At 71.7% G+C, this 26,863-nt stretch carries 25 protein-coding genes; 9 read left to right on the top strand and 16 right to left on the bottom strand.

From position 1 onward, the window contains the following. Positions 1 to 91: 91 nt before the first annotated feature. Entirely contained in the window at positions 92 to 1,102 is a 1,011-nt protein-coding gene (locus FBY22_RS23125; RefSeq protein ID WP_186363030.1) for a zinc-binding alcohol dehydrogenase family protein, read from the bottom strand. Between the two features lie 153 nt (positions 1,103 to 1,255). Between FBY22_RS23125 and FBY22_RS23120 the strand changes: the two genes are divergently transcribed. Together FBY22_RS23120 and FBY22_RS23115 are read left to right on the top strand one after the other, a co-directional pair. Beyond that, complete coding sequence (locus FBY22_RS23120; protein ID WP_142148902.1) at positions 1,256 to 2,056, top strand: VOC family protein; 801 nt, start codon at positions 1,256 to 1,258, stop codon at positions 2,054 to 2,056. Positions 2,057 to 2,087: 31 nt separating this feature from the next. Further along, the gene (locus FBY22_RS23115) at positions 2,088 to 2,792 is read left to right on the top strand and encodes a ribonuclease H (RefSeq protein ID WP_142148900.1); all 705 of its coding nucleotides are present in this window, start codon (positions 2,088 to 2,090) and stop codon (positions 2,790 to 2,792) included. A gap of 10 nt (positions 2,793 to 2,802) precedes the next feature. On the opposite strand, the gene FBY22_RS23110 is transcribed toward FBY22_RS23115, so the two are convergent. From FBY22_RS23110 to FBY22_RS23100, 3 genes are all read right to left on the bottom strand, one after another. Further along, positions 2,803 to 3,255 (bottom strand): SRPBCC family protein, encoded by a 453-nt coding sequence (locus FBY22_RS23110; RefSeq protein WP_142148898.1) that lies wholly within the window; start codon positions 3,253 to 3,255, stop codon positions 2,803 to 2,805. A gap of 85 nt (positions 3,256 to 3,340) precedes the next feature. After that, positions 3,341 to 4,165: a tyrosinase MelC2 gene (locus FBY22_RS23105; RefSeq protein WP_142148896.1), complete on the bottom strand. Its 825-nt coding sequence runs from the start codon at positions 4,163 to 4,165 to the stop codon at positions 3,341 to 3,343. A gap of 35 nt (positions 4,166 to 4,200) precedes the next feature. After that, complete coding sequence (locus tag FBY22_RS23100) at positions 4,201 to 4,578, bottom strand: apotyrosinase chaperone MelC1 (RefSeq protein ID WP_142148894.1); 378 nt, start codon at positions 4,576 to 4,578, stop codon at positions 4,201 to 4,203. 351 nt (positions 4,579 to 4,929) lie between these two features. Between FBY22_RS23100 and FBY22_RS23095 the strand changes: the two genes are divergently transcribed. The 3 genes from FBY22_RS23095 to FBY22_RS23085 all read left to right on the top strand — a co-directional run bounded on the left by FBY22_RS23095 (position 4,930) and on the right by FBY22_RS23085 (position 8,324). Next, positions 4,930 to 6,153, top strand: coding sequence for an FAD-dependent monooxygenase (locus tag FBY22_RS23095; protein WP_142148892.1), 1,224 nt, complete (start codon positions 4,930 to 4,932; stop codon positions 6,151 to 6,153). 93 nt (positions 6,154 to 6,246) lie between these two features. Next, a complete protein-coding gene (locus FBY22_RS23090; RefSeq protein ID WP_142148890.1) occupies positions 6,247 to 7,728 on the top strand; it encodes an MFS transporter in 1,482 nt (493 codons plus the stop codon). Further along, positions 7,725 to 8,324 carry a TetR family transcriptional regulator gene (locus tag FBY22_RS23085; protein WP_142148888.1) on the top strand — a complete coding sequence of 200 codons (600 nt, stop codon included), beginning with the start codon at positions 7,725 to 7,727 and terminating at the stop codon, positions 8,322 to 8,324. The genes FBY22_RS23090 and FBY22_RS23085 overlap by 4 nt, the downstream gene beginning before the upstream one ends. Here FBY22_RS23085 and FBY22_RS23080 read toward each other — a convergent pair. Both FBY22_RS23080 and FBY22_RS23075 read right to left on the bottom strand, forming a co-directional pair. Then, positions 8,299 to 9,141: an alpha/beta fold hydrolase gene (locus tag FBY22_RS23080; RefSeq protein ID WP_142148886.1), complete on the bottom strand. Its 843-nt coding sequence runs from the start codon at positions 9,139 to 9,141 to the stop codon at positions 8,299 to 8,301. The two genes, FBY22_RS23085 and FBY22_RS23080, sit on opposite strands and share 26 nt — an antisense overlap. A 40-nt stretch (positions 9,142 to 9,181) precedes the next feature. Continuing rightward, the gene (locus tag FBY22_RS23075) at positions 9,182 to 10,915 is read right to left on the bottom strand and encodes a cholesterol oxidase substrate-binding domain-containing protein (RefSeq protein WP_142148884.1); all 1,734 of its coding nucleotides are present in this window, start codon (positions 10,913 to 10,915) and stop codon (positions 9,182 to 9,184) included. 136 nt (positions 10,916 to 11,051) lie between these two features. On the opposite strand from FBY22_RS23075, the gene FBY22_RS23070 reads away from it, so the two are divergent. Continuing rightward, positions 11,052 to 12,035: an aldo/keto reductase gene (locus tag FBY22_RS23070; protein ID WP_142148882.1), complete on the top strand. Its 984-nt coding sequence runs from the start codon at positions 11,052 to 11,054 to the stop codon at positions 12,033 to 12,035. 45 nt (positions 12,036 to 12,080) lie between these two features. Here FBY22_RS23070 and FBY22_RS23065 read toward each other — a convergent pair whose 3' ends face one another. Further along, positions 12,081 to 12,434 (bottom strand): hypothetical protein, encoded by a 354-nt coding sequence (locus FBY22_RS23065; RefSeq protein ID WP_142148880.1) that lies wholly within the window; start codon positions 12,432 to 12,434, stop codon positions 12,081 to 12,083. Between the two features lie 186 nt (positions 12,435 to 12,620). Here FBY22_RS23065 and FBY22_RS23060 point away from each other — a divergent pair, with 186 nt between their 5' ends. Next, positions 12,621 to 13,094, top strand: coding sequence for a DUF6328 family protein (locus FBY22_RS23060; protein WP_142148878.1), 474 nt, complete (start codon positions 12,621 to 12,623; stop codon positions 13,092 to 13,094). On the opposite strand, the gene FBY22_RS23055 is transcribed toward FBY22_RS23060, so the two are convergent. From FBY22_RS23055 to FBY22_RS23045, 3 genes are all read right to left on the bottom strand, one after another. After that, positions 13,015 to 13,725, bottom strand: a complete 711-nt coding sequence (locus tag FBY22_RS23055) for a DUF2238 domain-containing protein (protein WP_142148876.1) — start codon at positions 13,723 to 13,725, stop codon at positions 13,015 to 13,017. The genes FBY22_RS23060 and FBY22_RS23055 overlap by 80 nt on opposite strands. Positions 13,726 to 13,819: 94 nt before the next feature. Beyond that, the gene (locus FBY22_RS23050; RefSeq protein WP_142148874.1) at positions 13,820 to 14,860 is read right to left on the bottom strand and encodes a hypothetical protein; all 1,041 of its coding nucleotides are present in this window, start codon (positions 14,858 to 14,860) and stop codon (positions 13,820 to 13,822) included. A 107-nt stretch (positions 14,861 to 14,967) separates the two neighbouring features. Continuing rightward, positions 14,968 to 15,939, bottom strand: a complete 972-nt coding sequence (locus FBY22_RS23045; protein WP_142148872.1) for an LLM class F420-dependent oxidoreductase — start codon at positions 15,937 to 15,939, stop codon at positions 14,968 to 14,970. Between the two features lie 74 nt (positions 15,940 to 16,013). On the opposite strand from FBY22_RS23045, the gene FBY22_RS23040 reads away from it, so the two are divergent. After that, the gene (locus FBY22_RS23040) at positions 16,014 to 17,453 is read left to right on the top strand and encodes a serine hydrolase (RefSeq protein WP_142148870.1); all 1,440 of its coding nucleotides are present in this window, start codon (positions 16,014 to 16,016) and stop codon (positions 17,451 to 17,453) included. Here FBY22_RS23040 and FBY22_RS23035 read toward each other — a convergent pair. From FBY22_RS23035 to FBY22_RS23010, 6 genes are all read right to left on the bottom strand, one after another. Continuing rightward, positions 17,445 to 19,088, bottom strand: coding sequence for a serine/threonine-protein kinase (locus tag FBY22_RS23035; RefSeq protein WP_142152465.1), 1,644 nt, complete (start codon positions 19,086 to 19,088; stop codon positions 17,445 to 17,447). The two genes, FBY22_RS23040 and FBY22_RS23035, sit on opposite strands and share 9 nt — an antisense overlap. A gap of 216 nt (positions 19,089 to 19,304) precedes the next feature. After that, complete coding sequence (locus FBY22_RS23030; protein ID WP_142148868.1) at positions 19,305 to 20,264, bottom strand: threonine/serine dehydratase; 960 nt, start codon at positions 20,262 to 20,264, stop codon at positions 19,305 to 19,307. Between the two features lie 146 nt (positions 20,265 to 20,410). Further along, a complete protein-coding gene (locus FBY22_RS23025) occupies positions 20,411 to 21,448 on the bottom strand; it encodes a polyprenyl synthetase family protein (protein ID WP_142148866.1) in 1,038 nt (345 codons plus the stop codon). Continuing rightward, a complete protein-coding gene (locus FBY22_RS23020) occupies positions 21,445 to 22,530 on the bottom strand; it encodes a tetratricopeptide repeat protein (RefSeq protein WP_142148864.1) in 1,086 nt (361 codons plus the stop codon). Before FBY22_RS23020 ends, FBY22_RS23025 begins: the two co-directional genes overlap by 4 nt. 198 nt (positions 22,531 to 22,728) lie before the next feature. After that, complete coding sequence (locus tag FBY22_RS23015) at positions 22,729 to 23,406, bottom strand: AIM24 family protein (protein WP_142148862.1); 678 nt, start codon at positions 23,404 to 23,406, stop codon at positions 22,729 to 22,731. A 186-nt stretch (positions 23,407 to 23,592) separates the two neighbouring features. Further along, on the bottom strand, positions 23,593 to 24,789 hold the full coding sequence (locus FBY22_RS23010; RefSeq protein WP_142148860.1) for a serine hydrolase: 1,197 nt from the start codon (positions 24,787 to 24,789) through the stop codon (positions 23,593 to 23,595). A gap of 262 nt (positions 24,790 to 25,051) precedes the next feature. On the opposite strand from FBY22_RS23010, the gene FBY22_RS23005 reads away from it, so the two are divergent. Then, positions 25,052 to 26,842 (top strand): M4 family metallopeptidase, encoded by a 1,791-nt coding sequence (locus FBY22_RS23005; RefSeq protein WP_142148858.1) that lies wholly within the window; start codon positions 25,052 to 25,054, stop codon positions 26,840 to 26,842. The last annotated feature ends 21 nt before the right edge of the window (positions 26,843 to 26,863 follow it).

Here is a 26,863-nt window from a genome sequence, read left to right as displayed (position 1 = left end):
GCAACCGAAAACGGCTCCCCAGGCAAGCACAGCCGGGCCCAAGGGGGAAGGGAGACAACGGAGTTCGCAGGCACCGGGCCCGGCCTGCGGGTCAGGAAAGATCGTTGACCAGGACCGCCGCTCCGTCGAAGCGTCCCGCCTTCAGGTCCCGCAGCGCCTCGTCGGCGCGGGACAGGGAATAGGTGTGCGTGGTGGCGTGTACGCCGTGCCGGGCGGCGAGGGTGAGGAACTCACGTGCGTCGTCACGGGTGTTGGAGGTGACGCTGCGCACCTGCTTCTCGTAGAACAGCTCGGTCTCGTAGCGCAGGGACGGGATGTCGCTGAGGTGGATGCCGGCGACGGCCAGCGTGCCGCCGCGGTCCAGGGCGCGCAGGGCGACCGGGACCAGGTCGCCGACCGGGGCGAAGAGGATCGCGCTGTCCAGCGGCTCGGGCGGCATGTCGTAGGCGTCGCGCGCGGAGGCGGCGCCCAGATGGAGCGCCAGCCGCCGTGCTGCCGCCCCGCGCGTCAGGACGTGCACGGTGGCGCCCTCGGCGAGTGCCACCTGCGCGCACAGATGGGCGCTGCCCCCGAACCCGTACAGCCCGAGCCGTCCGCCAGGGGGCAGCGCGGCCCGGCGCAGGGCCCGGTAGCCGATGATCCCGGCGCACAGCAGGGGAGCGGCGGTCGCGTCGCTGAGGGCGGCCGGCAACCGGTGCGCGAAGGCCGCGGGCACGGTCGTGTACTCCGCGTAACCGCCGTCGGCGTCCCAGCCGGTGTAGCGGGAGGCGGGGCAGAGGTTCTCGTCGCCGCGCGCGCAGTACGCGCAGGTGCCGTCCGTGCGCCGCAGCCAGGCCACGCCCACCCGGTCACCGACCTCGAAGCCCTCGGCGCCCGCACCGCGCCCCGCCACCACGCCCACGACCTCGTGTCCGGGTGTCACGCCGGGCCGGCGTACCGGTAGATCGCCCTCGGCCACGTGCAGATCGGTGCGGCACACCCCGCACGCGTGCACGTGCACGAGCAGTTCGTCGTCTCCGGGCTCCGGAACCGGCTTCTCCACCAGGCGGAGGTTTCCCTCCTCCTCCACCGGGCCGGGCACCGCCACCGACCACGCGCGCATCGTCGCCTCAGCCATTGCGCACCCCGTCCCGAGCGCCGAAACCCTTGTCCCGACCAGTGTGGGACGCGCACGGGCGTTCGGCGCGCGCTTCGGCGAAGGGGTGACTAGCGTGAGGAAACGGACCAACCGCCGACACAGGAGAGGGCCGTGGTCATGGCCGTGCAACCTGAGGGAACCCCCTGTTGGGCCGACGCGATGTTCAGTGACGTCGAGGGAGCCAAGAGCTTCTACGGCGACGTCCTGGGCTGGAGCTTCGGCGATGCGTCGTCGGAGTACGGGAACTACACCCAGGCCTACGCGGACGGCAAGGCGGTAGCCGCCGTCGTACCGCCGATGCCGGGCCAGGAGGGGTACTCCCAGTGGTGCCTGTACTTCGCGTCGCAGGACGCCGCCGCGACCGCCGGGAAGATCCGTGAGAATGGCGGCGAGGTGCTGATGGAACCGATGAAGGTCGGCGACTTCGGGACGATGTGCCTGGGCCGCGACCCCAGCGGGGTGGTGTTCGGCGTGTGGCAGGCCGGGGTCCACGAGGGGTTCGAGGCGTCGCCGCAGCAGCCCGGCGCGTATTGCTGGGCCGAGGTCTTCACCCGCGAGCCCGAGCAGTCCGACGGGTTCTTCACCTCGGTCTTCTCCTACACGGCGAAGCAGATGCAGGACGACGCGATCGACTTCCGCATGTTCGACCTCGATGGGAAGACGGTCCTCGGCCGCATGAAGATGACGGAGGACTTCCCGCCCGAAATGCCGCCGTACATCAACGTCTACTTCACCGTCGCCGACTGCGACGAGGCGGTCGCGCGGGCGACCAAGCTGGGCGGGGTGCTGCGGTTCGGGCCGATGGACAGCCCGTTCGGACGGTTCGCGGCCCTGAGCGACCCGCAGGGCGCCAACTTCTCGGTGATCGACATCACGACGACGGCCGGGGAGATGCCGCAGGTCACGGACGTCTCCTGAACCGCGGGCGAGCGGCCCGCCGGGCCATGGCATGATCGGACACATGCGTGAACGTGTTGTGGCCGCGTGCGACGGGGCTTCGAAGGGAAACCCCGGGCCGGCGGGCTGGGCCTGGGTCGTCGCCGACGAGTCGGAGGCCCCGGCCCGCTGGGAGGCCGGGCCGCTCGGCAGAGCCACCAACAACGTCGCCGAACTCACCGCTCTGGAACGGCTGCTGGAGTCGACCGACCCGGCCGTGCCGCTCGAGGTGCGGATGGACTCGCAGTACGCGATGAAGGCCGTCACGACGTGGCTGCCCGGTTGGAAGCGCAACGGCTGGAAGACGGCCGCCGGCAAGCCGGTCGCCAACCAGGACCTGGTGGTGCGCATCGACGAGCTGCTGGACGGCCGCTCGGTGGACTTCCGCTACGTGCCCGCGCACCAGGTCGACGGCGATCCGCTCAACGACTTCGCCGACCGCGCGGCCAGCCAGGCGGCCACCGTTCAGGAGGCGGCGGGCAGCGGACTCGGCTCGCCGGAGCCGCCGCCCTCCCCGGACACGCCGAAGGCGAAGACGGGCGCGCCGCGCCGGAAGCCCGGCGCGGCGCGCAAGGGTGGTGCCTCGTCCTCCCGCACGATCAAGGCCAAGTTCCCCGGCCGCTGCCTGTGCGGCCGCTCCTACGCCGCGGGGGAGCCCATCGCCAAGAACGCTGAGGGCTGGGGGCACCCGGAGTGCCGTACGGCGCAGGCCGGGTGACGGCCGGCGGTCAGTTGACCTCGCCGCGCCACTGACCGGTCTCCTGACCGCGGTTCTCGATGAACTTCTTGAAGCGCTCCAGGTCGCCCTTGGTCTGCCGCTTCACGAAGCCCAGCTTGTCGCCGACCTTCTCGGTGATGCTGTCCGGGTGGAAGTCCATCTGCAGCATCACCTTGGTGTGGTCCGCGTCCAGGCGGTGGAAGGTCACCGCCCCGGCCTGCCGGGCCTCACCGGCGACGGTTGTCCAGGCGACGCGCTCGTCGGGGATCTGTTCCGTGATCTCGGCGTCGAACTCCTTGTGAACGCCGTTCACACTCGTCACCCAGTGGGTGAGGGTGTCGGTGCGCTGTTCGATGCGGTCCACGCCGTTCATGAACTCGGGGAACGACTCGAACTGCGTCCACTGGTTGTAAGCGGTGCGCACCGGGACGCCGACCTCGATGGATTCCTCGACCTGCGACACGGGTGAACCCCTCCTTCGCTCTGCTGTCGGTTGTGTCCGTCGCGGGTACCCGTGACCTGCGGGGCCAACCACCCGATCCGGGCCGTCAGTCGGTGTCGAAGGTGTAGTGCGCGCTGTGGTCCAGCAGGTCGGCGGGCCGGGTGTCGTTCCACGGCTTCATCGTCTCGCCCAGGTCGACCACGTCGGGTGTCCCGCCGGTCGGCAGGTAGCCGGAGCGGGGATTGCGCCGCTGCCACTGGGCCCACAACTTGTCGATGTAGGCGTGGTGCAGCCAGAACACCGGGTCGTTGGGGGAGACACCGGTCGCCATCTGGCCCCCGACCCACACATGGACCCGATTGTGCAGGTTCACGCCCCGCCAGCCCTCCAGGTGGTTGCGGAAGCCGTCCGACGCGCTGTTCCAGGGCGGCATGTCGTAGGTCGCCATCGACAGCACCGAGTCGACCTCGGCGCGCGTCGGCAACTCCCGTACACTCGTGGCCAGTTGGCGGCGCAGGAAGGTGCGGCCGTCGACGCGCACGTTGATCGGCCAGTTGCCGGCCGACGCGGCGAACGGGCCGTCCATCACCTGCCCGTCCCGGCTGCGCCCCGTCCCGCCGAGGAAGTCCGGTGCCCACAGCGAGGAGCGGGGCGATCGGTCGGTGCTCCAGTCCCAGTAGGGCAGTGCGACCGAGGCGTCCACCGACTGCAGCGCCCTTTCGAACTCCAGCAGGAATCTGCGGTGCCAGGGCAGGAATGACGGCGAACGGTGGCCGGTGCGCTCGCCGTTGTCGGTGTCGCCGAGGATGAAGGCGTTGTGCGTTGTGACGAAGTTGTCGTAGCGGCCGGTGCGCTTCAGCTCCAGGACGGCGGCGACGAAGCGGCGCTTCTCGTCGGCGGTGAGTCCGGCCTGGTTCTTGCGGACGGTCATGGTGGTGGTTGCTCCGAAGTGGTGTGCGAGTCGGGTCAGTTGGCGGGGAAGGGCAGCAGGACCGCGCCCTGCAGCTCGTCGACCGCGGCGCGTGCGGCGGCGCGGGGCGTGGGGACCGGGTCGTAGTGGCTGACCACGCTGATCCAGGTGCCGTCCGCGTTGCGCATCACGTGCAACGGGACGCCGTCGACGAGCACTTCGAAGCCGCCGCCGTGGTGATGGTGCTCCGGCATGGAGGCCGCACGGCCCTGTATTCGGCGGCCCTTGTAGACCTCGTCGAAGGGTTCGGGGGAGTCGTGGTGGTGGCCGGAGGGTGCGGCCGAGGCGGCGGGCGCGGTGAGGGTGTGGGCCGTGGCGGCCGCGGTGAGGGCGGCGGCGGCGCCGAGGGCGCGGCGGCGGCTGAGTTCGGGCATACGGGATCTCCCGGGGATTCGTTCGATTGACGACCCCGCATGCCTATCGGCCCCGACGAGAGCGGGAGAAATCCGTCGAGACCGGTTGGCTACGATCAGGACAATTGGCCACATCTCGTGCAAGGTTGAACAAAGTTGATCTTGCCGGGAAAGGGGCCCGGCGACCCCGGAAGAGGGAATTCCTTCTCCGGAAACCCGTGATCCGGATGATCTTTCCCGGTAGATGACGCCGCCAGTGGCCCGCCTCACCTCGGGAAACTGACGTGATCTCGAACGACGGGCACTGTCGCGCCCTCCTGCTACCCTGCGTTGCCAAATGACTGCTTTGGGTAATTCCTGTAATTCCTAGGGGTGTGCGTGAAGGTCGCCTGCGTCGGCGGCGGGCCCGCCGGCCTGTATCTGTCGATCCTGCTGAAACGGCAGGACCCGTCCCACGACATCACCGTCCACGAACGCGATCCGGAAGGGTCGACCTACGGCTGGGGCGTGACGTACTGGCGGGGCCTGCTCGACAAGCTCCACGAGCACGACCCCGAGTCGGCGCGCGCCCTGGAGCGGGCCTCGGTGCGCTGGAACGCCGGCGTCGCCCACGTCGGGGACCTCACCACCCGGCACGGCGGGGACGAGGGCTTCGGTATCGGCCGCCACCGGCTGCTGGAGATCCTCGCCGCACGGGCCCGTTCCCTGGGTGTGCGGCTGGAGTTCGAGCACGAGATGACCGACGGCAACCTGCCCGCCGCCGATCTGGTCGTCGCCGGCGACGGCGTCAACAGCGCCCTGCGCACCCGCCACGCCGACCACTTCGGCAGCGAGATCACGGCGGGCCGCAATCCCTACATCTGGCTCGGCACCACCAAGGCCTTCGACGCCTTCACCTTCGCCTTCGTGGAGACCGACCACGGCTGGATCTGGTGCTACGGCTACCCCTTCAGCCCCGAACGCAGCACCTGCGTCGTCGAGTGCGCCTCCGGGACCTGGACCGGCCTCGGGCTCGACAGCGCGAACGAGGCCGACGGACTGGCCCTGCTGGAGAAGCTCTTCGCCGACGTCCTGGATGGCCACCCCCTCATCGGGCGTGCCACGGCCGACGGCAGTGCCCAGTGGCTGAACTTCCGCACCCTCACCAACGGCACGTGGTCCCGCGACAACCTCGTCCTCATCGGCGACGCCGCCCACACCACCCACTACTCGATCGGCGCCGGCACCACCCTCGCCCTGGAGGACGCCATCGCGCTGGCCGACGCCCTGCGCGAAGAGCCTTCCTTGCCGCAGGCCCTCGTCCGCTACGAGCGACAGCGCAAGGCCGAGCTGCTGTCCATCCAGAGCGCGGCCCGCTACAGCGCCCGGTGGTACGAGAACCTGCCCCGCTACATTCGCCTGCCCCCCCAGCAGATGTTCGCCCTGCTCGGCCAGCGGCACTCGCCGCTGCTGCCGTACGTCCCGCCACAGATCTACTACCGGATCGACCGGGCGGCCGGCCGGCTCGAAGCGCTGCGCCGCTTCAAGCGCTGGCTCGGACCGAAGGTCGCGCGCACCGTGCACGCACGGGAGCTCGCCTCGCGCCGGCAGGGCTGACGGCCGGCCCAGCCCTTGGGTGAATGGCAATTCACCGGCTATGGTGAATTGCCATTCACCCAAGTGTCTCGCGTGTCACCCGCTGGAGTACCGATGGAGCAGCCCGCACCGATAGCCCAGCCCTCCGTGCGGCCGGGGCTGCGCGGCCGACTCACGATCCCGGTGCTGGCCTTCGGCGGCATCCTCATGGCCGTCATGCAGACCGTCGTCGTCCCCCTGCTGCCCGACCTGCCCCGGCTCACCCGCTCCTCGCCCGGCGCGGTCTCCTGGACGGTCACCGCGACCCTGCTGTCCGGTGCCGTCCTCACCCCCGTGCTGGGCCGGGCCGGCGACATGTACGGCAAGCGCAGGGTGCTGACCGCGGCGCTGCTGCTGATGACCGTCGGCTCGGTGATGTGCGCCCTGTCCTCCGACATCGCCGTCCTCATCACGGCGCGTGCCCTCCAGGGCGCCGCCGCCTCCGTAGTGCCGCTGTCGATCAGCATCCTGCGCGACGAACTGCCCCCCGAGCGCCGGGGCTCCGCGGTCGCCCTGATGAGCTCCACCGTCGGGATCGGCGCCGCGCTCGGCCTGCCGCTCGCCGCGCTGGTCGTGCAGTACTACGACTGGCACACCATGTTCTGGCTGACCAGCCTCCTCGGTGCCCTGGGCGTGTCCGCGGTGTGGTGGGCGGTGAAGGAGTCGCCGGTGCGCGAGCCCGGCCGGTTCGACGTGGCCGGCACGCTGGGGCTGGCCGCCGGGCTGGTCTGCCTGCTGCTCGGGGTGTCCCAGGGCGGGCAGTGGGGCTGGACCGGCGCCCGGGTCGTGGGTCTGTTCGCCGCCGCCGTGGCCCTCCTCGCCGTGTGGTGGTGGCAGCAGCTGCACACCGAGCGGCCGCTGGTCGACCTGCGCCTGGTCTCGCGGCCCCGGGTAGGGCTGTCCCATGTCGCGGCCCTGCTCACCGGATTCGCCTTCTACGCCAACTCCCTCGTCACCGCGCAGCTGGTGCAGGCGCCGAAGGCCACCGGATACGGCCTCGGGCTGTCGATCGTGGAGACCGGACTGTGCCTGCTGCCCGGCGGCGTGACGATGCTGCTCTTCTCACCGCTGTCGGCCCGGATCTCCGCCGCGCGCGGCCCGCGCGTCACACTCTCGCTCGGAGCCGCGGTCATCGCCTGCGGCTACGCGGTGCGCATCGCCGACAGCCGCGACCTGTGGATGATCATCCTGGGCGCCACGGTCGTGGCGACCGGCACCACCCTCGCCTACTCGGCGCTGCCCACCCTGATCCTGCGCGCCGTACCGGCCGAACAGACCGCGTCCGCCAACGGCGTCAACGTCCTGATGCGCACGATCGGCCAGGCCACCTCCAGCGCCGCCGTGGCCGCCATCCTCGTCCACCACACCAGCCCGCTCGGCGGCGTCCCGGTGCCCACCCTGCACGGCTACCTGCTCGCCTTCACCGTGGCCGGGATCGTCGCCCTGGTGGCGAGCGCCACGGCGCTGACCATCCCCGGTGACACCGGGCGGCGCGGTTCCCGCAGGGCCGGGAGCGGCACCCTGGATGCGCGGGACGAGGCGTTGGAGGGAGCATGAGTGCCGTGAGCACTCCCCCCACCACGACCGCGCCCGCCCGCCGGGACGCCGAGGCCACCAAGGCGGCCATCCTCAAGGCCGCCCGCTATCTGCTGGCCCGGCACGCCCACGCCGACATCACCCTCAAGGCCGTCGCCGAACGCGCCGGGGTCAGCGCGCCGTTGATCCTCAAGTACTTCGGAAACAAGGACGCGCTCTTCGCCCGCGTGATGTCCTTCGAGACCGACGCCGACGCCCTGCTGGACGCCCCGCTGGACGACCTCGGCCGGCACATGGTGCGGCACGTGCTGGTCGGTCAGTCCCGGCACGGCGCCGACCCGCTGCTGCGCATCGTGTTCGCGCCCCTGCACGCCGAACAGGGCGACATTCTGCGCGCCAACTTCCGCACCCAGGTCACCGAACGCCTCACCGAGCGGCTCACGGGCCCCGACGCGGGCCTGCGCGCCGAACTCGCCGTGGCCGCGCTGCTCGGTCTCGGCGTGATCTACGGTCTCGCCCGCGGCCCCCACGTCCGCGCGGCGGAACTGGACGAGATCGTGGAGCGGTACGCCCCGCTCGTCCAGGGGCACCTCACGCCAGGAACTCCCCGACCGTAGCCGCGAACCGCTCGGGATCGTCCAGCCAGGGGAAGTGACCGGCTCCCGGCTGCACCACCGACTCGGCCTTGGCGAAGAGCCCGGCGAACTCGGCGACCATGGACGGCGGGGAGTTGAGGTCGACCTCACCGGCCAGCAGCAGCACCGGCGCCGCCAGACCGGCGAGCGCGGCCCGGGTGGCGGCCGGGTCGAACGCCCCCTCCCCGCCGAAGACCGCGGCGGCCTCGTCATTCCGCTGGGAGGCCCCGGCGGCATGATGCGCACGGGCCGTGTCGTCCCAACGCCCGTACAGGAAGGGCGCGATGGCCTCCCAGCTGTCGACGGTGGCGCGGCCGGTGGTGATGTCCTGCAGGGCGGCGAACGCGGTCGGGAACCACGGCTCGTCGTGCCGCGACTGCGCGCTCTCCCGCCGCACCTGCGGCGCGACCGTCAGTCCGACGGCCCCGGCGCTCGGCGTGATCAGCGCGAGTCTGTCCACGCGCCGCGGGTGGCGGGCCGCGTACAGCACGGCGGGGTTGGTGCCGGCGGAGTGTCCGAGCAAGTCCATCGAATCCAGGCCCAGGTGCGCGCGCAGGGCCTCGATGTCGTCCACCAGCCGGTCGCACCGGAAGGTGGCGGGATCCTCGGGGAGCGCGGAGTCGCCGGTCCCCCGGAAGTCCAGCAGCACGAGCCGACGGCGCGCGGACAGACCGCCGAGCTCGCCGAGATAGGCGGACGCCTGCATGGGCCCGCCGGGCAGACAGACCACGGGCGGCCCGTCGTCCCCGAGGACGTGATAGGCGAGTTCGGTCCCGTCGGGCGCGGCGAAGGCAGGCATGATCGTGAGCCTCGCAGCCGCACCCGGCGGGGGCAACCGGTTATCGGAACAGGCGGTCGAGGAAGCCGTTGCCGAAGACCCGGTGCGGGTCGAGCCGGTCCAGGATTCCGGCGGCCTGCCCCCAGGCCGCCTCGCCGAAGGAACCTGGAATCACCGTCCCCAGCACCTCCTCGTCGCTCCAGACCGCGTCGTCGGTGTACGCCCAGCCCTTGGACCACTCGACCCGGGTCAGGGCGTCCTCGCCGTCGAACTCGCGCAGCAGGAACTGCTCCAACTCCCGCAGGAACCGCTCCGCATACGGGGTGCCGGGCAGTGTCAGCACGTCCAGCCACACCGCCGTGTCCCACTCGGGACGCCTCGCCTCGCGCCGCAGCGCCGACAGCAACGGGGCGCGGGCGCCGTCGAGTTCGGTGTCGGCGGGATCGTCCAGACCCGTCACCCGGATCTCGACCGAGCCGTTGACCGGGTAGCGGCCCACGGCGGCGTACGCGGCGAGCCGCTCCCGGTAGTAGGACGTGAACTCGTGCACCACCCGCTGCACTTGGTCCCGCCCGGTGAGCACCGCGTACCCGTTCGCGGTGACCCGGAGTGTCGTCGGTTTGATGTAGAGCAGGGTGTTCTTCGACGGCCCCCAGATGTCGGCCGACAGCGTCGCGACCAGTCCGGTCGCGGCGACGTCGTACTGCGCGTTGCCCAGCACCGGGGCCAGGTACCAGGCGGCCTCCGAGGTCATCCGCCCCACCAGGTCCGCCACCACGGTCGGCACGTTGTCGGAGAAGGGGTAATTGTACGGCGACGTCACATGCCGTGAGGTCAGCGGCCGGGTCGGCGCCACGCTCCACACCTTCAGCCACGGGACCTCGGTGAAGGCGAACCAGATGGCCTCCACACGCCCGGCCTTGTCGAGGAAGCCCGCCAGGGTGCGCCCGTCGGTGCCCGGCGCGGCGAACAGCTCGGCCGCCGGGATGTCCGTACGGCTCACGCACCGCAGGTTGGCGTTCGCGCCCACGCGCAGCACGACCTCGGTCACCAGCGAGCGGCCGAGATGGGTGAGCAGCGCTGCGCAGTCCGCCTCGTCCCGGCGGAAGGTGCGCAGGACGTACGCCCCCGAGCCCTCGTCCCACACGACCGCCGTCAGCGACAGCACCAGATTGCTGAGCGAGCCGTAGGTGTGCCCCGGCGGCCGCTGTTCGCCCCGCGCCGGTACGGCGGTGCCGTGGGCGTCGACGGCCAGGGCACCGCCCAGGGTGAGGTCGCCCGGGGCCGGAGCGGCGGTGACCCCGAGGCCGTGCTGCTCCAGATGGCCGAGCAGGGCGTCCATCGTGACGCCGGTTCCCGCGCGGATGGCGGACGGTGAGTCGAGGCTCAGGCCGGTGAGGTGCCGGGCGGTGTCGACGAGAAGGACGGGGGTGTCCGAGGAGGTGTGCGCGGTGACGGTCAGCGGCGACCAGCCGTGCGAGGCACCGCGGGCGCGCACCGCCCAGCCGTGCCGCCAGGCCCAGTTGACGACGTCGACGACCTGGCCGGGGCTCTCGGGAGCGCACGCCCACAGGCCGTCGGCGGTGATCTCGCCCACCCAGTTGCGGTACGCCGAGCGGTACAGCGCGACGCCTTCGGGGAAGTCCGGCAGCTCCTGGGCCGCCACCGCCGGATCCACGTCCACCAGGACGGGAAGGGCGGCCAGAGCGGCGGCGGACAGCAGGAAGCCACGGCGGCTCCAGGACGGGTAGTCCCCGGCCCCGGACGGGGGGTTGCTCACTGAACGATCAGTCACGGAGCCACGCTAGGCGCGTGGTGACACGAGTCCACCCGCTGTCGAAACACGTCACTCGTGTGAGTGAAAGATTCGCAAGGAGCGCACCGGAGCGGCTCGTTCCGCACTCGGGTGCGGTGGATGACAGACTGACGGCATGGACGAGCGCACTTTCGACAGGTCGGGTCAGCACGCCTCCGTCATCGGTCTCGGCACGTGGCAGCTGGGCGCCGACTGGGGAGACGTCGACGACAAGGAAGCCCTGGCGGTCCTGGAGGCGGCCGCCGAGTCCGGCGTGACCTTCTTCGACACCGCCGATGTGTACGGCGACGGACGCAGCGAGCAGACCATCGCCGCGTTCCTGGCGGGCCGGCCGGACCTGCACGTGATGGTCGCCACCAAGATGGGCCGCCGGGTCGACCAGATCCCGGAGAACTACGTCCTCGACAACTTCCGCGCCTGGAACGACCGTTCGCGGCGCAACCTCGGGGTCGACCGCATCGACCTGGTCCAGCTGCACTGCCCGCCCACGGCCGTGTACTCCACGGACGAGGTGTTCGACGCCCTGGACACCCTCGTGGAGGAGGAGCGCATCGCCCACTACGGCGTCAGCGTGGAGACCTGCCAGGAGGCGCTCACCGCGATCGCGCGTCCTGGTGTGGCGAGCGTGCAGATCATTCTCAACCCGTTCCGTATGAAGCCCCTGCGCGAGGTCCTCCCGGCCGCCCGCGAGGCCGGCGTCGGCATCGTCGCCCGCGTCCCGCTCGCCTCCGGCCTGCTGTCGGGCAAGTACACCAAGGACACCGTCTTCCCGGACAACGACCACCGCGCCTACAACCGGCACGGCGAGGCCTTCGACGTCGGCGAGACCTTCGCCGGCGTGGACTACGCGACCGGCGTCGAAGCGGCAGCCGAGTTCGCAGCCCTCGCCCCCGAGGGGTACACCCCGGCGCAGCTCGCCCTGCGCTGGATCGTCCAGCAGCCCGGCGTCACCACCGTGATCCCCGGCGCCCGCTCGCCCGAGCAGGCCCGCGCCAACGCGGCCGCCGCCAAGCTGCCGGAACTTTCCGACGAGACCCTCTCCGCGATCCGCGACCTCTACGACCGCCGGATCAAGGACCAGGTGGAAGGCCGCTGGTAGCGGCCGCCGTCCGCCCGTTCACGGCTTCGGCCGCGGTCCCTGCGCTCACGGCTCCAGGAGCAGCTGGCTCTCCTGCTCCTGGTCGCCGGAGACCGCGCCCTGGTCCTGCGTGGTGAAGGAGCGGGACAGCACCTCGCGAGCCCGGGCCACCGCGTCCGGGGCGCCCTGGACGGTCACCGTGACCGCCCCCGAGAGATGACCGGTGCCGCCGGCCGGCGCGCCCCCGGACGGCCGGTCCGCCGGATCGTGCGCGAACCTCGCCGTGTACACCGTCACGCGGTCGTCGGCGGGCAGTTCCTCCTTCGGGCTGCCGAAGGCCGGTTCCAGGACGTGCACGACGGCGCGCGCGTCGGCGGCGGTGGCGCCGCTGAGAGTGAGCGTGAGTTCGGTGCCGGACATGTTGGTCGGACTCCTCGGATGGTCGTCGTGGGCCGTCAGCACCGTGTAACCGTCCCGTGATCGTCCAAACAGCCGCCCTTTTCCGCAAAGGGCCGGTCAAAACCGCGCGATCAGGGAACCCGGACCAGGAGAGGCGCGGGCCGATGAACGGGAGGAACATTGACGGTCTCGAAAAGCGGTTCGGACGTGAACGAGTGGGGTCGGCACGAGACCGCGGAGGAGAGGGCCGACCGCAAGTGGGGTGAGCTGATCCAGGAGGTCAGGGTCGCCCAGACCGGCGTGCAGATCCTGTTCGGATTCCTGCTCACGGTGGTGTTCCAGCAGAAGTACGCCTCGCTGGAACAGACCGACAAGACCATCTACATCATCACGGTGATCCTGGGCGCCGCCACGACGGGCGCCCTCATCGGGCCGGTCTCGCTGCACCGCCTGGTGTCCGGGCAGCGGGTCAAGGCGGAGGCCGTGGAGTGGGCCTCCCGGATGACCCTGGCCGGCCTGGTACTGCTGCTCGCGACCATGACGTCCTCACTCCTGCTGGTCCTGCGGGTCGCGACGCACAACGCGATCGTCCCCTGGATCGTCAGCGTGGTCGTCGCGTGGTACGGCCTGTGCTGGTTCGTGGTGCCGATGTGGACGCTGCGCCGGCATACGAATCGCTGACGCCCAGCGCGTCGAGCTGCCGGTCGTGCAGCCGGGAGAGCACCAGCACCGATACCGTCGCGCCGATCAGCGCGCAGAACATGTCCCACTGGGTGTCCCACACGTCGCCCTGCGTGGCGAGGAAGGCGTCCGCGGAGTGCCCGCCGACCACCGCGGCCAGCCACTCCAGCATCTCGAAGACGGCACTGAAGGCGAGGCAGGCGCAGACCGTCAGGGGAGCCAGCCAGCGGCTGCCGCGCAGCGGTGAGGTCCGGCTGAGCAGCTCGCGCACCAGCACCGCCGGCACGAAACCCTGCATGAGGTGGCCGAAGCGGTCGTAGGGGTTGCGGGCCAGGCCCAAGGTGTCGCGCACCAAGTCCCCGGCGGGAACCTGCGCGTAGGTGTAGTGGCCGCCCACGGCGAGCACGAGCGCGTGCGCGGCCAGCAGACAGCACAGCAGGTCCGTGAGCGGGAAGCGGCGCCGGGTGAGCACGACAAGGGGGAGGCCGATGAGCACCCACACCGTCTCCAGGAACCAGGTCGGGCGGTCGTGCGGCTTCCACGCCGACACCGCCAGTCCGACGACCGTGACGGTGACGGCCACGGCAGGCAGGTGCCGTCGCGGAACGGCTGGACGCAGAGCGATCGACATGGGGGCTCCTCCTGACTGGGAGCCCCCATGCTGACCGCGGCGGCCACCCGGGGGCATGAGTACCGCTACTCAGCGCCGCCCGGGTATGTGCGCCTCAGTCCTCGGCCCCGCGCAGCGCGCTCAGGCACGAGACGATGGCCCGCTGGAGCTCCTCCAGCTGCTGCACCATGTCGTCCTCGGCGAACTCCTGAACATCGTCGAAGGTCAGCTCCTCGAACGCCTTCGTCGCCTTCTGCAGGCTGCTGTAGAACCTGGTGCGCCGCTCCGTGACGCGCAGTTCGGGATCGGCCTCCACGGCCTCGGCGACCAGGGACTTCATGCTGTCGTAGGCCTCGGTGGCCCACTCGCCGGTGTCCTCGTCCTCGTCCAGCTCGTCGATGAGCGACAGGTGCCGCTCGGCCTCCTGGCGCACGTCGGCCGGGGCGTCGACGGTCTGTCCGGCAGGGGTCCTCACCTGCCCCGACTCGGCGATCCGGCGGACGTACCCGATGCGGTCGGCGGCCCGGCTCTCGGTGGCGATCGCCTTCTTCAGGTCGTCGGTGCGCACCACGTCCCGGGCCAGTTCGGCCTGCAGGTCGGGGTCCTCGCGTACGCGGTCCAGGAGCGCCTGGCGGGCCGCGCGGGCGGTGGAGGGGTCGGCGAGGATCGCGGCGCGCAGCGCGGTGGGGTTCTCGGCGACCTCCAGCGCCTTGGTGGGCCTGATCCCCTCGGCCTCGGCGGCCTCCGCGATGGCGGTGCCGCGCTCGGAGCCGGCGCTGCTGCGGGAGACGTAGTAGCCCAGCCACACGTCGGCGTCCGGCAGCTCCACCTCCTGACCCGGGGCGAGCTCCTCGAAGTGCGGGACGAGGCCGTCGTCGGCGGCCCGGTCCCAGGCCTTGTAGTAGCGCGTCACACGCTCCGGGGAGCACCCGGCCAGCTCCGCGAACTCCTTCGCGGACACCTTCGGCGTCTCGTCCGCGCCCTGACCGCCGGGCCGTACGCTGCGCGCCACCATCAGGCCGAACGCCCAGCCGCCGGTGCGCGCGTACACCCCGAACTCTCGGGCGTCGCGCGCCACCAGGTCGGACAGGGGCGCGGGGGCCGGCTCGGGTTGAGAGGTCTCAGACGCCTCGGACGGGTCGATCGCCAGTGTCACCGATGACTCTCCTGTGCAAAGCTTGTCGGGCTGCGAAGTGCAGACCGGAAGCCTATATGCACCGCTTGGGCATGGTTCGGCAGGGCTCGGCGTCGGCACGCTGGCGGTCAGCCGAACGCGTCGTGCAGCGCGGGCAGCAGCGTCTTCTCCGCCCAGTCCAGGTACGCCGGTTGGGACTCGCCGCCGATCTGCACGAGCGCGATCTCGCCGAACCCCGCCTCGGCGTACGGTCGTACGGCCTCGACGAAGTCCTCCGGGTCGTCGCCGCACGGAATCGACGCCGCGACGTCGTCGGGGGTGACGAACTGGGTGGCCGATTCGAACGCGTCCGGGTGCGGCAGCTCGGAGTTGACCTTCCAGCCGTTGCCGAACCAGCGGAACTGCGCGTGCGCCCGCTTGGCGGCCGCGTCCCGGTCCGGGGCGTAGCAGACGGGCAGCTGACCCACCCGCGGCTTGCCCTCGCCGCCGTGCCGGTCGAACGCCGTCAGCAGCCCCTCCTTGGGCTCCGTGGCGATGACCAGGTCGGCGAGCCGGCCCGCGAGGGCGCAGGACTGCTCCCCGGAGACGGCGATACCGATGGGCGGCGGCTCGTCCGGCAGGTCCCACAGCCGGGCCGACTCCACGTCGAAGTGCTTGCCGCGGTGGTTGACATGGCCGCCCTCGAACAGCGCCCGGATGACCTCCACCGCCTCCTCCAGCATCTCGTGGCGCACGTCGGCCGACGGCCAACCCCCGCCCACCACATGCTCGTTGAGGTTCTCCCCGGAGCCGAGCCCCAGCCGGAACCGGCCCTCGGACAGCAGTTGCATGGTGGCGGCCTTCTGCGCCACGACCGCCGGGTGGTAGCGGAAGGACGGACACGTCACGTACGTCATCAGCGGGATGCGCGAGGTCGCCTGGGCGGCGGCGCCCAGTACGCTCCACGCGTACGGGGAGTGCCCCTGCGAGCGCAGCCAGGGGAAGTAGTGGTCCGAGGTCACCGAGAAGTCGTAACCGGCCTCCTCGGCGCGCACCACATGGTCCACCAGCTCACGCGGACCTGCCTGCTCGGTCATCATCGTGTATCCGATTTGCACCATAGGGCACGGGTCCCCTGCCCCGGCGACGGAAAACGGGTCTCGCCTCTGGAAGGATCATTGGCGAGGATGCGGTCATGACCGTTCGCCCGCTGCCGCCCGCTGCCCCCGCCACCCAGGGCGTCGACGCCGCCGGTGTCCACGCCTTCCTCGACGCCCTCGAAGCCGCCCCCGACATCGAGCCGCACAGCCTGATGATCCTCAGGCACGGCCGGCTCGTGGCCTCCGGCTGGTGGGCGCCGTACACCGCGGACCGCCCCCACCTGCTGTACTCGCTGAGCAAGAGCTTCACGGCGACGGCCGCCGGCCTCGCCGCCGCCGAGGGGCTGCTGCGCTTCGACGATCCGGTGATCTCGTACTTCCCCGAGTTCGAGGCCGACATCACGGACCCGCGCAGCCGCGCGATGCTGGTGCGGCACGTGGCCTCCATGTCCAGCGGGCACCAGGCCGAGACCCTGGAGCGGGCGCTCGCCGCCGACCGCGAGGAACTGGTGCGCGGCTTCCTCCTGGTGCCGCCCGAGCGCGACCCCGGGACCGTCTTCGCCTACAACCAGCCCACCACGTACACGCTGGCCGCGATCGTGCAGCGGGTCACGGGACAGTCGCTCACCGACTACCTCCGCCCACGTCTGCTGGATCCGCTCGGCATCGGCGAGGCGGCCTGGCAGTCCGACCGGGCCGGCCGCGAGATCGGCTTCAGCGGACTGCACGCCTGCACCGACGCCGTCGCCCGGCTCGGCCAGCTCTACCTGCGCGACGGGGTCTGGGAGGGCGAGCGGCTGCTGCCCGAGGGCTGGGTGGCCGAGGCCACGCGCCCGCACATCGACAACTCCGGGGGCGAGCCCGTCACTTCGGACTGGCAGCGCGGCTACGGCTACCAGTTCTGGATGTCCCGGGACGGCTACCGCGGCGACGGGGCCTATGGCCAGTACTGCCTGGTGCTGCCCGAGCAGGACGCCGTGATCGCGACCACGGCGGCCACCGAGCAGATGCCGCAACTGCTCGACCTGGTCTGGGAGCACCTGCTGCCGGCCTTCCGGCCCGAACCGCTGACCGGCGCCGACGAGGCGGACGCGGCCCTGCGGGAGCGGCTCGCCCGGCTCGCGCTGCCGCCGGCCGCGGGCAAGCCCGCCCTGCCCGAGCGCGCGGCGCGGTGGACGCAGGCCAAGTTCACCCCGCGGGGAGGCGCCTGCGCCGGCGTGCCGAAGCTGACGTCGGTCGCCGTGACGCCGGCCGCGGACGGCTGGAGCCTGACGCTCACCGAGGGCGGTGAGCCTCTGGAACTGCGGCTCGGCGCGAGCGGCTGGACGGTCGCCGAGAAGCCGGTGCCGGTCGCGGTCAGCGGCGGCTGGTCCGACGCGGACACGCTCGCCGTGGATCTGGTCTTCCTGGAGACACCCCACCGGCTGACCGTGACCTGCTCGCTGCCCGAGAGGACGTTCACGGCCCGCTGGCACACGACACCGCTGCGCAGCACACCGCTGCGCCGGATGTGTGCGCCCCGTGCCTCAGGTTGACGGCACCCGGAAGGTCGCCAGGAAGGTCTTGAGCGCCTGCTGACTGGCGGTGCCGTCGAAGTCGTCGGCCGGAGTCGTCCAGCGCAGAGAGAAGCCGCGGCCGCCGCCGAGGAGGAAACCGCGTCCGAAGGTCCGCGTCCGCACGCCGTCGACCTCGGAGTACCACTCCATGTCGGCGGCCTTGTGGCCCTGGTACGTGGTCGCCTCGATGGCGCCGATCCGCTGGTAGACGCCCTGCTTGCGCAGTTCGGGCTCGACGTCGTCGCGCCAGACGGCGACGGGGTCCGGGCCCAGGACCGTGCTGTACGTGACGGCGAGTGAGCGCGGATCGCCCTTCGCGCCGAAGGTCACGCGGTACGACAGGTCGCCGACGCGCGTCGTGTCGGTCCGCTTCCAGCCGCTGGGGAGGTCGACGGAGAAGCCCTCGGGAGCGGTGTACCGGTGGAAGACCTGCCGCGGGGCGGCGGCCGAGGCGGACGACGGGGGAGCGGAGGGTGACGCCGGCGAGGTGCGGCTCGGGGAGGGGGTGGGTGTGGGCGACGCGGAAGGGGTGCCGCTTCTGCCGTCGGTGCGGTCGGAGGCCGAGGGCGGGGGCGGGGGAGCGGAGGCGGTCTGCCGGGAGCCCGCGTCGGTCGAGGACGAGTCGGTCCCGGGCAGCCGGTGGGCGACGGCGAGGGCGGCCACGGCGATGGTGACGACGGCCAGGGCGGTCCCGGCGGCCAGCGTGGTCCGGCTCCACCCCGGTACCGCGTGGACGGCGGCGGTGTAGACGCCGCGCAGCCGCGGCCGCGGTACGGCGGCCTCCGCGAGAGTGTCGGGGTCCTCGGTCAGCACGCGGTTCAGGGCCTCGCGGACCGTATTGCGGGTCAGCCGTTCCCGGGAGTCCTTGCGCAGCAGTCCCTGCACGGTCTGGGTGAGCGGGCCGGCGTGCACCGGTGTGCGCAGCGGCAGCCGGTCCACGCCCTTCAGGGTGGCCTCCGGCCGGTCCCGGTCCCGGAAGGGCGGCCGTCCCTCGACCATCGTGTAGAGGATCGCGCCGAGCGCCCACAGATCGGCCGCCGGCCCGATCCGCTCGTCACGGGCCTGTTCGGGGGAGGCGTACGACGGTGCGGTGAGCCTGGGGGCCAGGGTGGCGCCCGCGAGGCCGAAGCCGGTGACCACGACGGGGCCGCGGTCCGGCACGAACACCTGGCCCGGGCTCAGCTCGCCATGGGTGATGCCCTCGCCGTGCGCCGTCTCCAGCACGTCCAACAGCTCCAGGCCGATGCGCGCGGCCCGCACGTAGTTGAACGTGCCCTGCTGGGCGAGGAGTTCGCCCAGCGGCGTGCCGTCGATCCACTCGGTGACGGTCCACAGGGTGCCGTTCTCCTCCACGGCGTCGACGACCGTGGCGACCCTGCCCGGGCACAGCATCCCCATGGTCTCCGACATCCGGATGACGGTCGCGCTCGCTCGGGGCGCCGCCTCTCCCTCCGGCTCGGCGGGGAGGGCGATCTCGGTGAGCAGATAAGGACGCTGGGCGCCCTCCACGCCCTTGCCGTACCAGCAGACGCGGTTGGTCTCCCGATGGACGACATCGACGAGCCGGTACCTTCCGGCCACCAACTCGTGTGTGAAGACGTGCGCCTTGACCATGGTCATCCCTCGCTGAACCCCTGGCTCTCACCTTTCACGCAGAGGTACGGGAGGTACAACGGGATGTGTTCAAAGAATCTGCAACTCGCCCGTGGATGAAGCGTTTTGTTCACGCGGAGTCGGCCGAATTCGCGGAAGTCCCCTTTTACTGAACGTAATTCAAGAGGGGGCATTCCGCAGGTGCGGCCATAGGAACTCAGCGCGGGCCGTAGGAACTCAGCGCAGGCCGAAGCGCTCCGCCCAGCCCATGACATCACCGGTCGTGGCGTTGCCCCCGCACACCACCAGCCCGAGCCGGGCCTCCTCGCCGACCCGCTCGAGCACCCGGCGGGCCGCCGGCAGCAGACAGCCGGCCGCGGGCTCGGCCCACACCTTGGCGTGGTCGGCGAGATCCAGCGTGCCCCGCACCGCCTCCCGGTCCGGCACCACGAGCACGTCGTCGACCAGCGCGGACACATGCTCGTACGTCAGCTGCGACACCGACGGCGCGCTGAGCGTGGAGACGAGGGACGACAGGGCGACCGGCACCGGACCGCCCGCCCCCAGCGCCCGCGACATCGCCTCGGCGCCCTCGGTCTCCACACCCCAGATCCGCACGTCCGGCCGGCGCCGGCGCAGCGCGGCCGCCACGCCGGAGATCAGCCCGCCGCCCCCGATACTGACCAGGACATCGGTGAGCTCGCCGGCGTCGGCCGCGAACTCCAGCCCCACCGTGCCCTGTCCGGCGATCACGACCGGGTCGTCGAAGGGGTGGACCAGCGTCAACCCCTCCTCCTGCAGCCGTGTCATGAGCGCGAACGCCCCGGCCATGTCGTCGGTCAGCCGCAGCGATGCGCCGGACTCCCGGGCGATCTCGACGGCACGCGCGGGCGCGGAGCGAGGCATGACGACCGTCGCCTTCACATCCAGGGCGGCGGCCATGACCGCCAGGGCGATCCCGTGGTTGCCGCCGCTGACCGCCACCACGCCGGCCGCGCGTTCCTCCTCGCTCAGCGACAGCAGCTTGGCCGTCGCTCCGCGCGCCTTGAAGGAGCCGGTGCGCTGCAGCAATTCGAGCTTGACGGTGACCGGGACGCCGAGCAGCGCGGACAGGCCGGGGCTGGGCACGGTCGGGGTGCGCACGACGTGCCCGGCGATGCGCTCGGCGGTGGCTTCGATCTCCGAGATCCCGATCAAGGCGCTCATCCTTCCGGCGCGGGACGACGATCCGCACCATCTGCACCCTGACCCCCAAGAACGCCCCTGGTCAACCCGGGCCCGCGCCGGTCCGCGGCCGGGGCGGCTCCGCGGCGGCCCGGCGCATCGGACGGCACGCCCCTCGGTCACTGCTCGCGTCGGACCAGGAATCCCACCAGTGACCGCAGTTCCTCCCGGGCCCTGTCGTCCAGCGGGGCGTCGGCGAGGACGGTCTCGGCGGTGGTGATGTGGCGGTGCGCCTCGGCCAGGGCCGCCGTTCTCCCGCCGGCCGCGTCGATCAGCGCGGCGGCCTCCTCGGGGGCGTCACCGGTTTCGAGCAGCACGGCGAGACGGCGGGTCTCGGGGGCAGTCGAGGCGAGCGCGGCCAGCACGGGGAACGTCTTGCGCCGTTCCCGCAGGTCGGCGTGGACGGGCTTGCCGGTGACGGCGCTGTCGCCCCAGATGCCCAGCATGTCGTCGACGATCTGGAAGGCGACCCCGAGCTGCCGCCCCGCCCGGTCCAGAGCGGCGACCGTGGGCGGCGCCGCACCGCCGAGCAGCGCGCCCAGCGCGAGCGAGCAGCCCAGCAGGGAACCCGTCTTCCCCTCGGCCATCGACCGGTACTCGGCCGGCCGCACCCGCCCACGCCCCGTCCACGGCCGCCCGGCGAAGAGCAGGTCGTCGGCCTGCCCGTGCACCAGGTCGCCCAGGGCCACGGAGAGCATCCGCACCGCCCGACCGCCCGCGGGCGCCGCCGCGAGCGTCCCGACGGCCAGGGCGAACAACCCGTCGCCGGCGAGGACGGCCGGTCCGGTGCCGTAGGCCCGCCAGACGGCGGGGCGTCCGCGCCGGGCCTGATCGCCGTCCATGATGTCGTCGTGCAGCAGCGAGAAGGCGTGCACGAGTTCCACCGCCACCGCCGCCGGTACTCCGGCCCGCCCGGGCGCGCCCGACGCCTCGGCGCCGAGCACGGCCAGTGCCTGCCGCACCCCCTTGCCGCCGGAGGCGACGGCCGCCGCGCCGCCCACCTCGCACCAGCCGAAGGAGTACGCGGCCATCTCGCCCACCCACGGATGCAGCCGCCCGACCGCATCGGCCAGCGCGGGCCCCACCAACTCCCGGCAGCGTTCGAGGATCCTGGCCGTGTCGAGCGGCGCGGACAGCGCCGAGGACGGCGCCGTCACCGTGCCGCCTCCGCCCGGACGGCGGCCGGGATGGACCCCGGCCCGGTCCGCCGCGCGTCGGAGTCCAGGAGCTCCTTCTGCGCCCGCGCCACCATCTCCCGGGCGTGCCTGAGACCTATGCGGTCCAACTCATCGGCGAGCGAGGCGAGTTCGGCAGCCGTCTCGGAGCGGTCGCGGCCCAGCCGGGCCAGCGCCTTGGTCAGCCCGAGCCGCGCCAGCGCCTGCCCGCGGGGCTCGCTCATCGCCCGGAACTCCGCCAGCGCCTGCTCGTAGAGGTCCCGGGCCTCGGTGTAACGCCCGGCCCGGTACAGGACGTTGCCGCGCATCTTGTGGTTGTAGGCCAGGGCGCTGGACAGGCTCATGGCGCGGCAGGTGCGCTCCGCCTCCGAGAGCAGCCCGAGCGCCCGCTCGACGTCACCGTCGCGGACCGAGACGATGTCGGCCAGGCCGCGCAGTGCCCAGGCGTGCCCACGCCGGTCGTCGGCCTGTGCGGCGATCCCGGCCGCCTCCTCGAACAGGGCGTAGGCGGTGTCGTAGTCTCCCCGGTTGCGGTGGATCTGCGCGATGCCCTCCAGCGCCCACACCGTGTGCCGTGCCTCGCCGCGCCGCCGGGCCTCGGCCAGCAGCTGCTCGTGCAGTCGCGCGACCTCCTCGTAGTCGCCCTGGATGCGGCCGGTCTCGGCGAGCCCCGCGAGCGAGTAGCCCCGCACGACCACGTCGCCGCCGCGCTCACCGAGTTCGGCCGCCAGGGCCAGCAGCCGCCGGGCCAGTGGGAACGCGCCCCGCTGCCGGGCCAGGGTGCCGCCGCTCCACAGGGCCCAGGCCATCGCCGCCGTGTCGCCGGCCTGCCGGGCGGCGCGGTAGCTCGCCTTCCATGCGCGGTCCGCGTCCCCGATCCGGCCCAGTCGGCGCTGCGCCTCGGCGACCGCGAGGCCGGAACGGGCCGCCTCCCCGTGCCGCCCGTCCCGCTCGGCCTCCCTCAACTGCCTTGTCCCGGCGTCCAGTACGTCGGTCAGTGACGCGTTGACGGACAGAGTGGTGAGGGCGCCCTGGTACTCCGGAGCGAATGCCTTGCCGTACATGCATCCCTTTCGGTCGCTATACACGCGGCGTGTACATGCCGTATCTACATGGAGTCTCTACACTCTGCGTATACATGGCGTGTATAGAACGTCGAAGAAGTGCCCTGGCCCAGGGGGCCAGGGCATCACCTGATGTCGGTCAAGACGTCGCGTGCGCCGGGGAGGTTGCCTGTGAGGCGTAGATCACCCGACGGGGCGTCAGTGCTGCTGCGCCTTCTGCGGAGTCGCCTCGCTGGGCCGTACGACCACGTACCCCTCGCCCTGCAGCATCAGCTGCACCGCCTCGCCCGAGCCGCCGCGCAGCATCGAGCCGATCGACTGCGAGCGGTGCAGCGAAGTCTGCAGGCCGGCCGTCCAGCCCACGACCGCGTCGGTGTCGACGAACACCGGGTACTGCTGTGAGACCGGGATGACCAGCGGGTTTCCCTCGCAGATCAGGCCGAGCCTGCCCTGCCCGGTGAAGACGCTGTTGAACAGTCCGCCACCGGCGATGCCCGCGCCCTTCACGGTGGAGATCCGGTAGGACAACGAGGCGTCGAAACACAGCACGTTGCGGCCGTTGACCGTGAACTCGTCACCGGGGTCGACGTCCACGATGAAGCAGTTCTGCGCCTCGTGCGCGAACCAGGCCTCGCCCTGCCCGCGCACCGCCATGAGGGGCAGCCCCTCACCGGTCATCGCGCGTTTGAGCATGCCGCCGACGCCCTGGCCCTTGCGCTCGAACTGCAGGTTGCCGCGATAGGCGATCATCGCGCCCTGGCGGGCGAGCATCTCGCCGTTGACCGCGTACTTGATGCACTTGGCGTTCTCGACGGTCATGCCGGGCGCGGTGGCCGGCTGCACCATGTGCTCGCTGGAAAAGAGGGAACCCTTCATGCGGGCATCCTGGCCCGGAGGGATCCGTTCCGCCAAGATCGCGGACCGGAGTGCCTGCATCGGGTGCGCAAGCACGCGCGGCGGCCCGGGGCGAACGGGCGGTGCGGCCACCACCCGTCGACCCTGCCCCGGCGGCGGTCGCCGCACGGTACGCGGTCGCCCCCACCGGTCCCTTGCCGGTTCCGGTCAATCCCTCGCGACCTCGGGGGCCATGTCCTCGTGACGCTCCACGACCGCGGAGCCGCGCCGGACCTTCCCCGGCTTGCCGCAGAACGCCGACTCCAGCGTGCCCAGCATGGTGTTGAGGACGGCGCCGTTGTTGGACGTGTTGGCGAGCGCGGTGAGGCTGCGCCGGCCGTCCTTCGTCGCGAAGGCGTAGGTGTAGTAGCCCTGGACGGCGCCCGTGTGGCCGTACACCGAGACCCCGCACGACAGATCACGGCGCCGCAGCCCGAGTCCGTAGGCCTGGGTGCTGTTCACCGGGATCATGCGCTCCATCTGCCCGAGCCGCGTGGCCGACATCAGCCGGCCGCCCAGCAGGGCCGACAGGAACCTGTCCAGGTCCCGGGTGCTGGAGATCAGCGCGCCGGCGCTCTGCGCCCAGGACACCGTCTGCCGCGTCGCGTCCACCAGCGGGGCGCCCGCCGAGTCCGGGGTGAGGTAGCCGCGGGCGTACCGGCCGGGGATGCTCTTGCCCGGGTGCACGTAGAACGTGTCCCGCAGATTCAGCGGTTCGATGATGCGGTTGGCGTACTCGGTGCCCACAGAGTGGCCGGTGAGCTTCTCGATGAGCATCCCGGCGACCACGAAGTTGGTGTTGGAGTACGCGTACGCGGCGCCGGGGGCGTTGGTGCGGGTGTGCCGCAGTGAGCGGTCCACCAGCTGGCGGTAGGTGAAGACCTTGGAGCGGACCGACTCGAACCCGGAGACCGACTTGGCGAACATGTCGTTCGTGTAGTCGTACAGGCCGCTGCGGTGGCCCAGTACCTGACGCACCGTGATCCGGCTGTCGGGCAGGAGTCCGGGCAGATAGCGGTCGACCGAGGCGTCCAGGCTCAGCTTCCCCTCGTCGGCGAGCTGCATGAGCACCACCGCCGAGAAGACCTTGGTGACACTGCCGATGCGGAACCGGTCGGCGTTCGAGATGGCTCGTCCGGTACCCCGGTCCGCGACGCCGACGGCCGCCGTGCGGACCGTGCCGTGGTCGTCGACGCGGGCGATGGCCCCGGGCGCGCCCTGGCGCAGCGCGGTGCGCAACACGCCGTCGACGCCCGCGAGGTCGGGTTTGGGGAGCGGACCGGCCGGTGCGGCCTGCGCGGTCCCGGCGAGGAGGCAGAGCGCGGCCGCGCCCAGAGCCGTTCCCCTCGTTGCGAGATGAGTCACATTCACTGGAGGCAACCTGCTTCCGTCTCGTCACATCTCCACGGATGACACACAGTTGGTGACCCTCCGATCACCGAGTGATGTGGATTTGCAAAGTATTGCCCTGTATCGCATGGAAAGCGATCATTTGGGCTTTACATGTGCATGACTCATCCGAAAGGGTTCCGTTCCAGGGCCCGACCAGCCCCATGGCGCCCAACGGCGCCATCCCTCAGGGCGGTTGGTGATCCCGACCGCTCTGCGAGGAAGGAAACCCTCACCAGTGCGCAGACCGCACATACGCAGCGTGGCGGTCGCCGTCGTCGTGACGACGGCCGCCACCGGCCTTGCGGGCACCGCTTTCGCGGGCCCGGACACGGGGACCCACGCGACCGCCGCCGACGCCTCGGCCGCCGCCGTCGTGTCGGCCGCCAGGTCGGCCGCCTTCGCCCACGCCGCGGCGACGGGCGTCTCCCGGGGGGACGCCCTGCAGGCCCACGACGTCATGATCGATCCCGAGGGGGCGCGGCACGTCCGCTTCACCCGGACGCACCAGGGCCTGCCGGTCCTGGGCGGGGACCTCGTCGTCCACCTCACCCGGCAGCTCTCGTACGCGGGCGTGACCCGGGCCGCCGACCACACCGTCAAGGCCGCGACCACCGGCGCGAAGCTCTCCGCCGCCGAGGCGGAGCAGAAGGCGGCGTCGGTCGCCAAGGGCGACGCCGGTTCGGCCGAACTCGTCGTCGACGCCCGCGACGGAGCCTCCGCCCTCGCCTACCGGGTGCCGGTGGCCGACAGCTCCACCACGCAGGGCACCGGCTCCCGCACGGTCGTCATCGACGCCGTGAGCGGCAAGGTACGCAGCAACACGCCGGACAACGACGAGTTCCTCTCGCCGAAGCTGCTCGACACCCTGCGCGAGCGCGGCGAGACCTCGGCGCCCGTCACCGGCGCCGGCGCGCAGAGCGCCGGCCTCCTGGCGGGATCGGCGTCCGCCGCCACCCGTTACCCGGTGACGGCGAACGGCACGGGCAAGTCCCTGTTCGTCGGCAAGGTTCCGCTGAAGACGACCCAGACGGCCCGCACCACCTTCCAGCTCAAGGACCCCACCCGCTACGGCAGCGAGACCCGGGACGCCAAGGGCAGCTACACGGAGAGCTTCGGCCGCGGCACGAAGATCACCACCAAGAACGACGTCTTCGGCAACGGCGCCACCACGAGCCGCAACAGCGCCGCGGCCGACGCCCAGTACGGCATCACCAAGACCCTGGACTTCTACAAGAAGACCTTCGGTCGCAAGGGCATCGCCAACAACAGCAAGCCCGCCAAGGCGATGGTGCACTGGGGCAAGCAGATCGCCAACGCCTTCTGGGACTCCGACTGCGGCTGCATGCTGTACGGCGACGGCGACGGCGACATGTTCAAGAAGCCGCTGGTCGCCCTGGACGTCACCGGCCACGAGCTGACCCACGGCGTGGTGGACGCCACCGCCAAGCTGGAGCCGACGCGGGTGGACTCCCAGGGCAACCAGTTCGGCGAGCCCGGCTCGCTGAACGAGTCCCTCGCCGACATCTTCGCCTCCAACGTCGAGTTCGCCACCAACAACGCGACGGACAAGCCGGACTACCTCATCGGCGAGAAGATGGGCCTGGCCCAGAAGTTCCTGCGCCGCCTCGATCACCCGTCGCTGGACAGACTCGAGGGCACCATCGACTACTGGGCGCCCGAGGTGTACGACGCCGAGGTGCACGCCGGTTCCGGCGTCTCCTCGCACGCGTACTACCTGCTCGCCGAGGGCAGCGGCCAGAAGACGATCGGCGGCGTCAAGTACGACTCGCCCACCTTCGACGGCTCCACGGTCAAGGGCATCGGCCGCACCAAGGCCACGGCGATCTACTACCGCGCCCTGACCCGCTACATGGTCTCCACGACCGACTTCCACGACGCGCGCGTCGCGACGCTGAAGGCGGCGCAGGACCTGTACGGGGCGAACAGCGTCGAGTACCGGACGGTGGACCAGTCCTGGGCCGCCGTCAATGTCACCGCGGCCAACACCCCGGCCGACCGGCACTGACGTCGCACCGCCCGCGTCACG

This window comes from Streptomyces sp. SLBN-31 (assembly GCF_006715395.1).
In the GTDB taxonomy this organism is placed as follows: domain Bacteria; phylum Actinomycetota; class Actinomycetes; order Streptomycetales; family Streptomycetaceae; genus Streptomyces.
The sequence above is the reverse complement of the archived record's forward strand: the minus strand, read 5'-3'. Positions and strand labels throughout refer to the sequence as shown.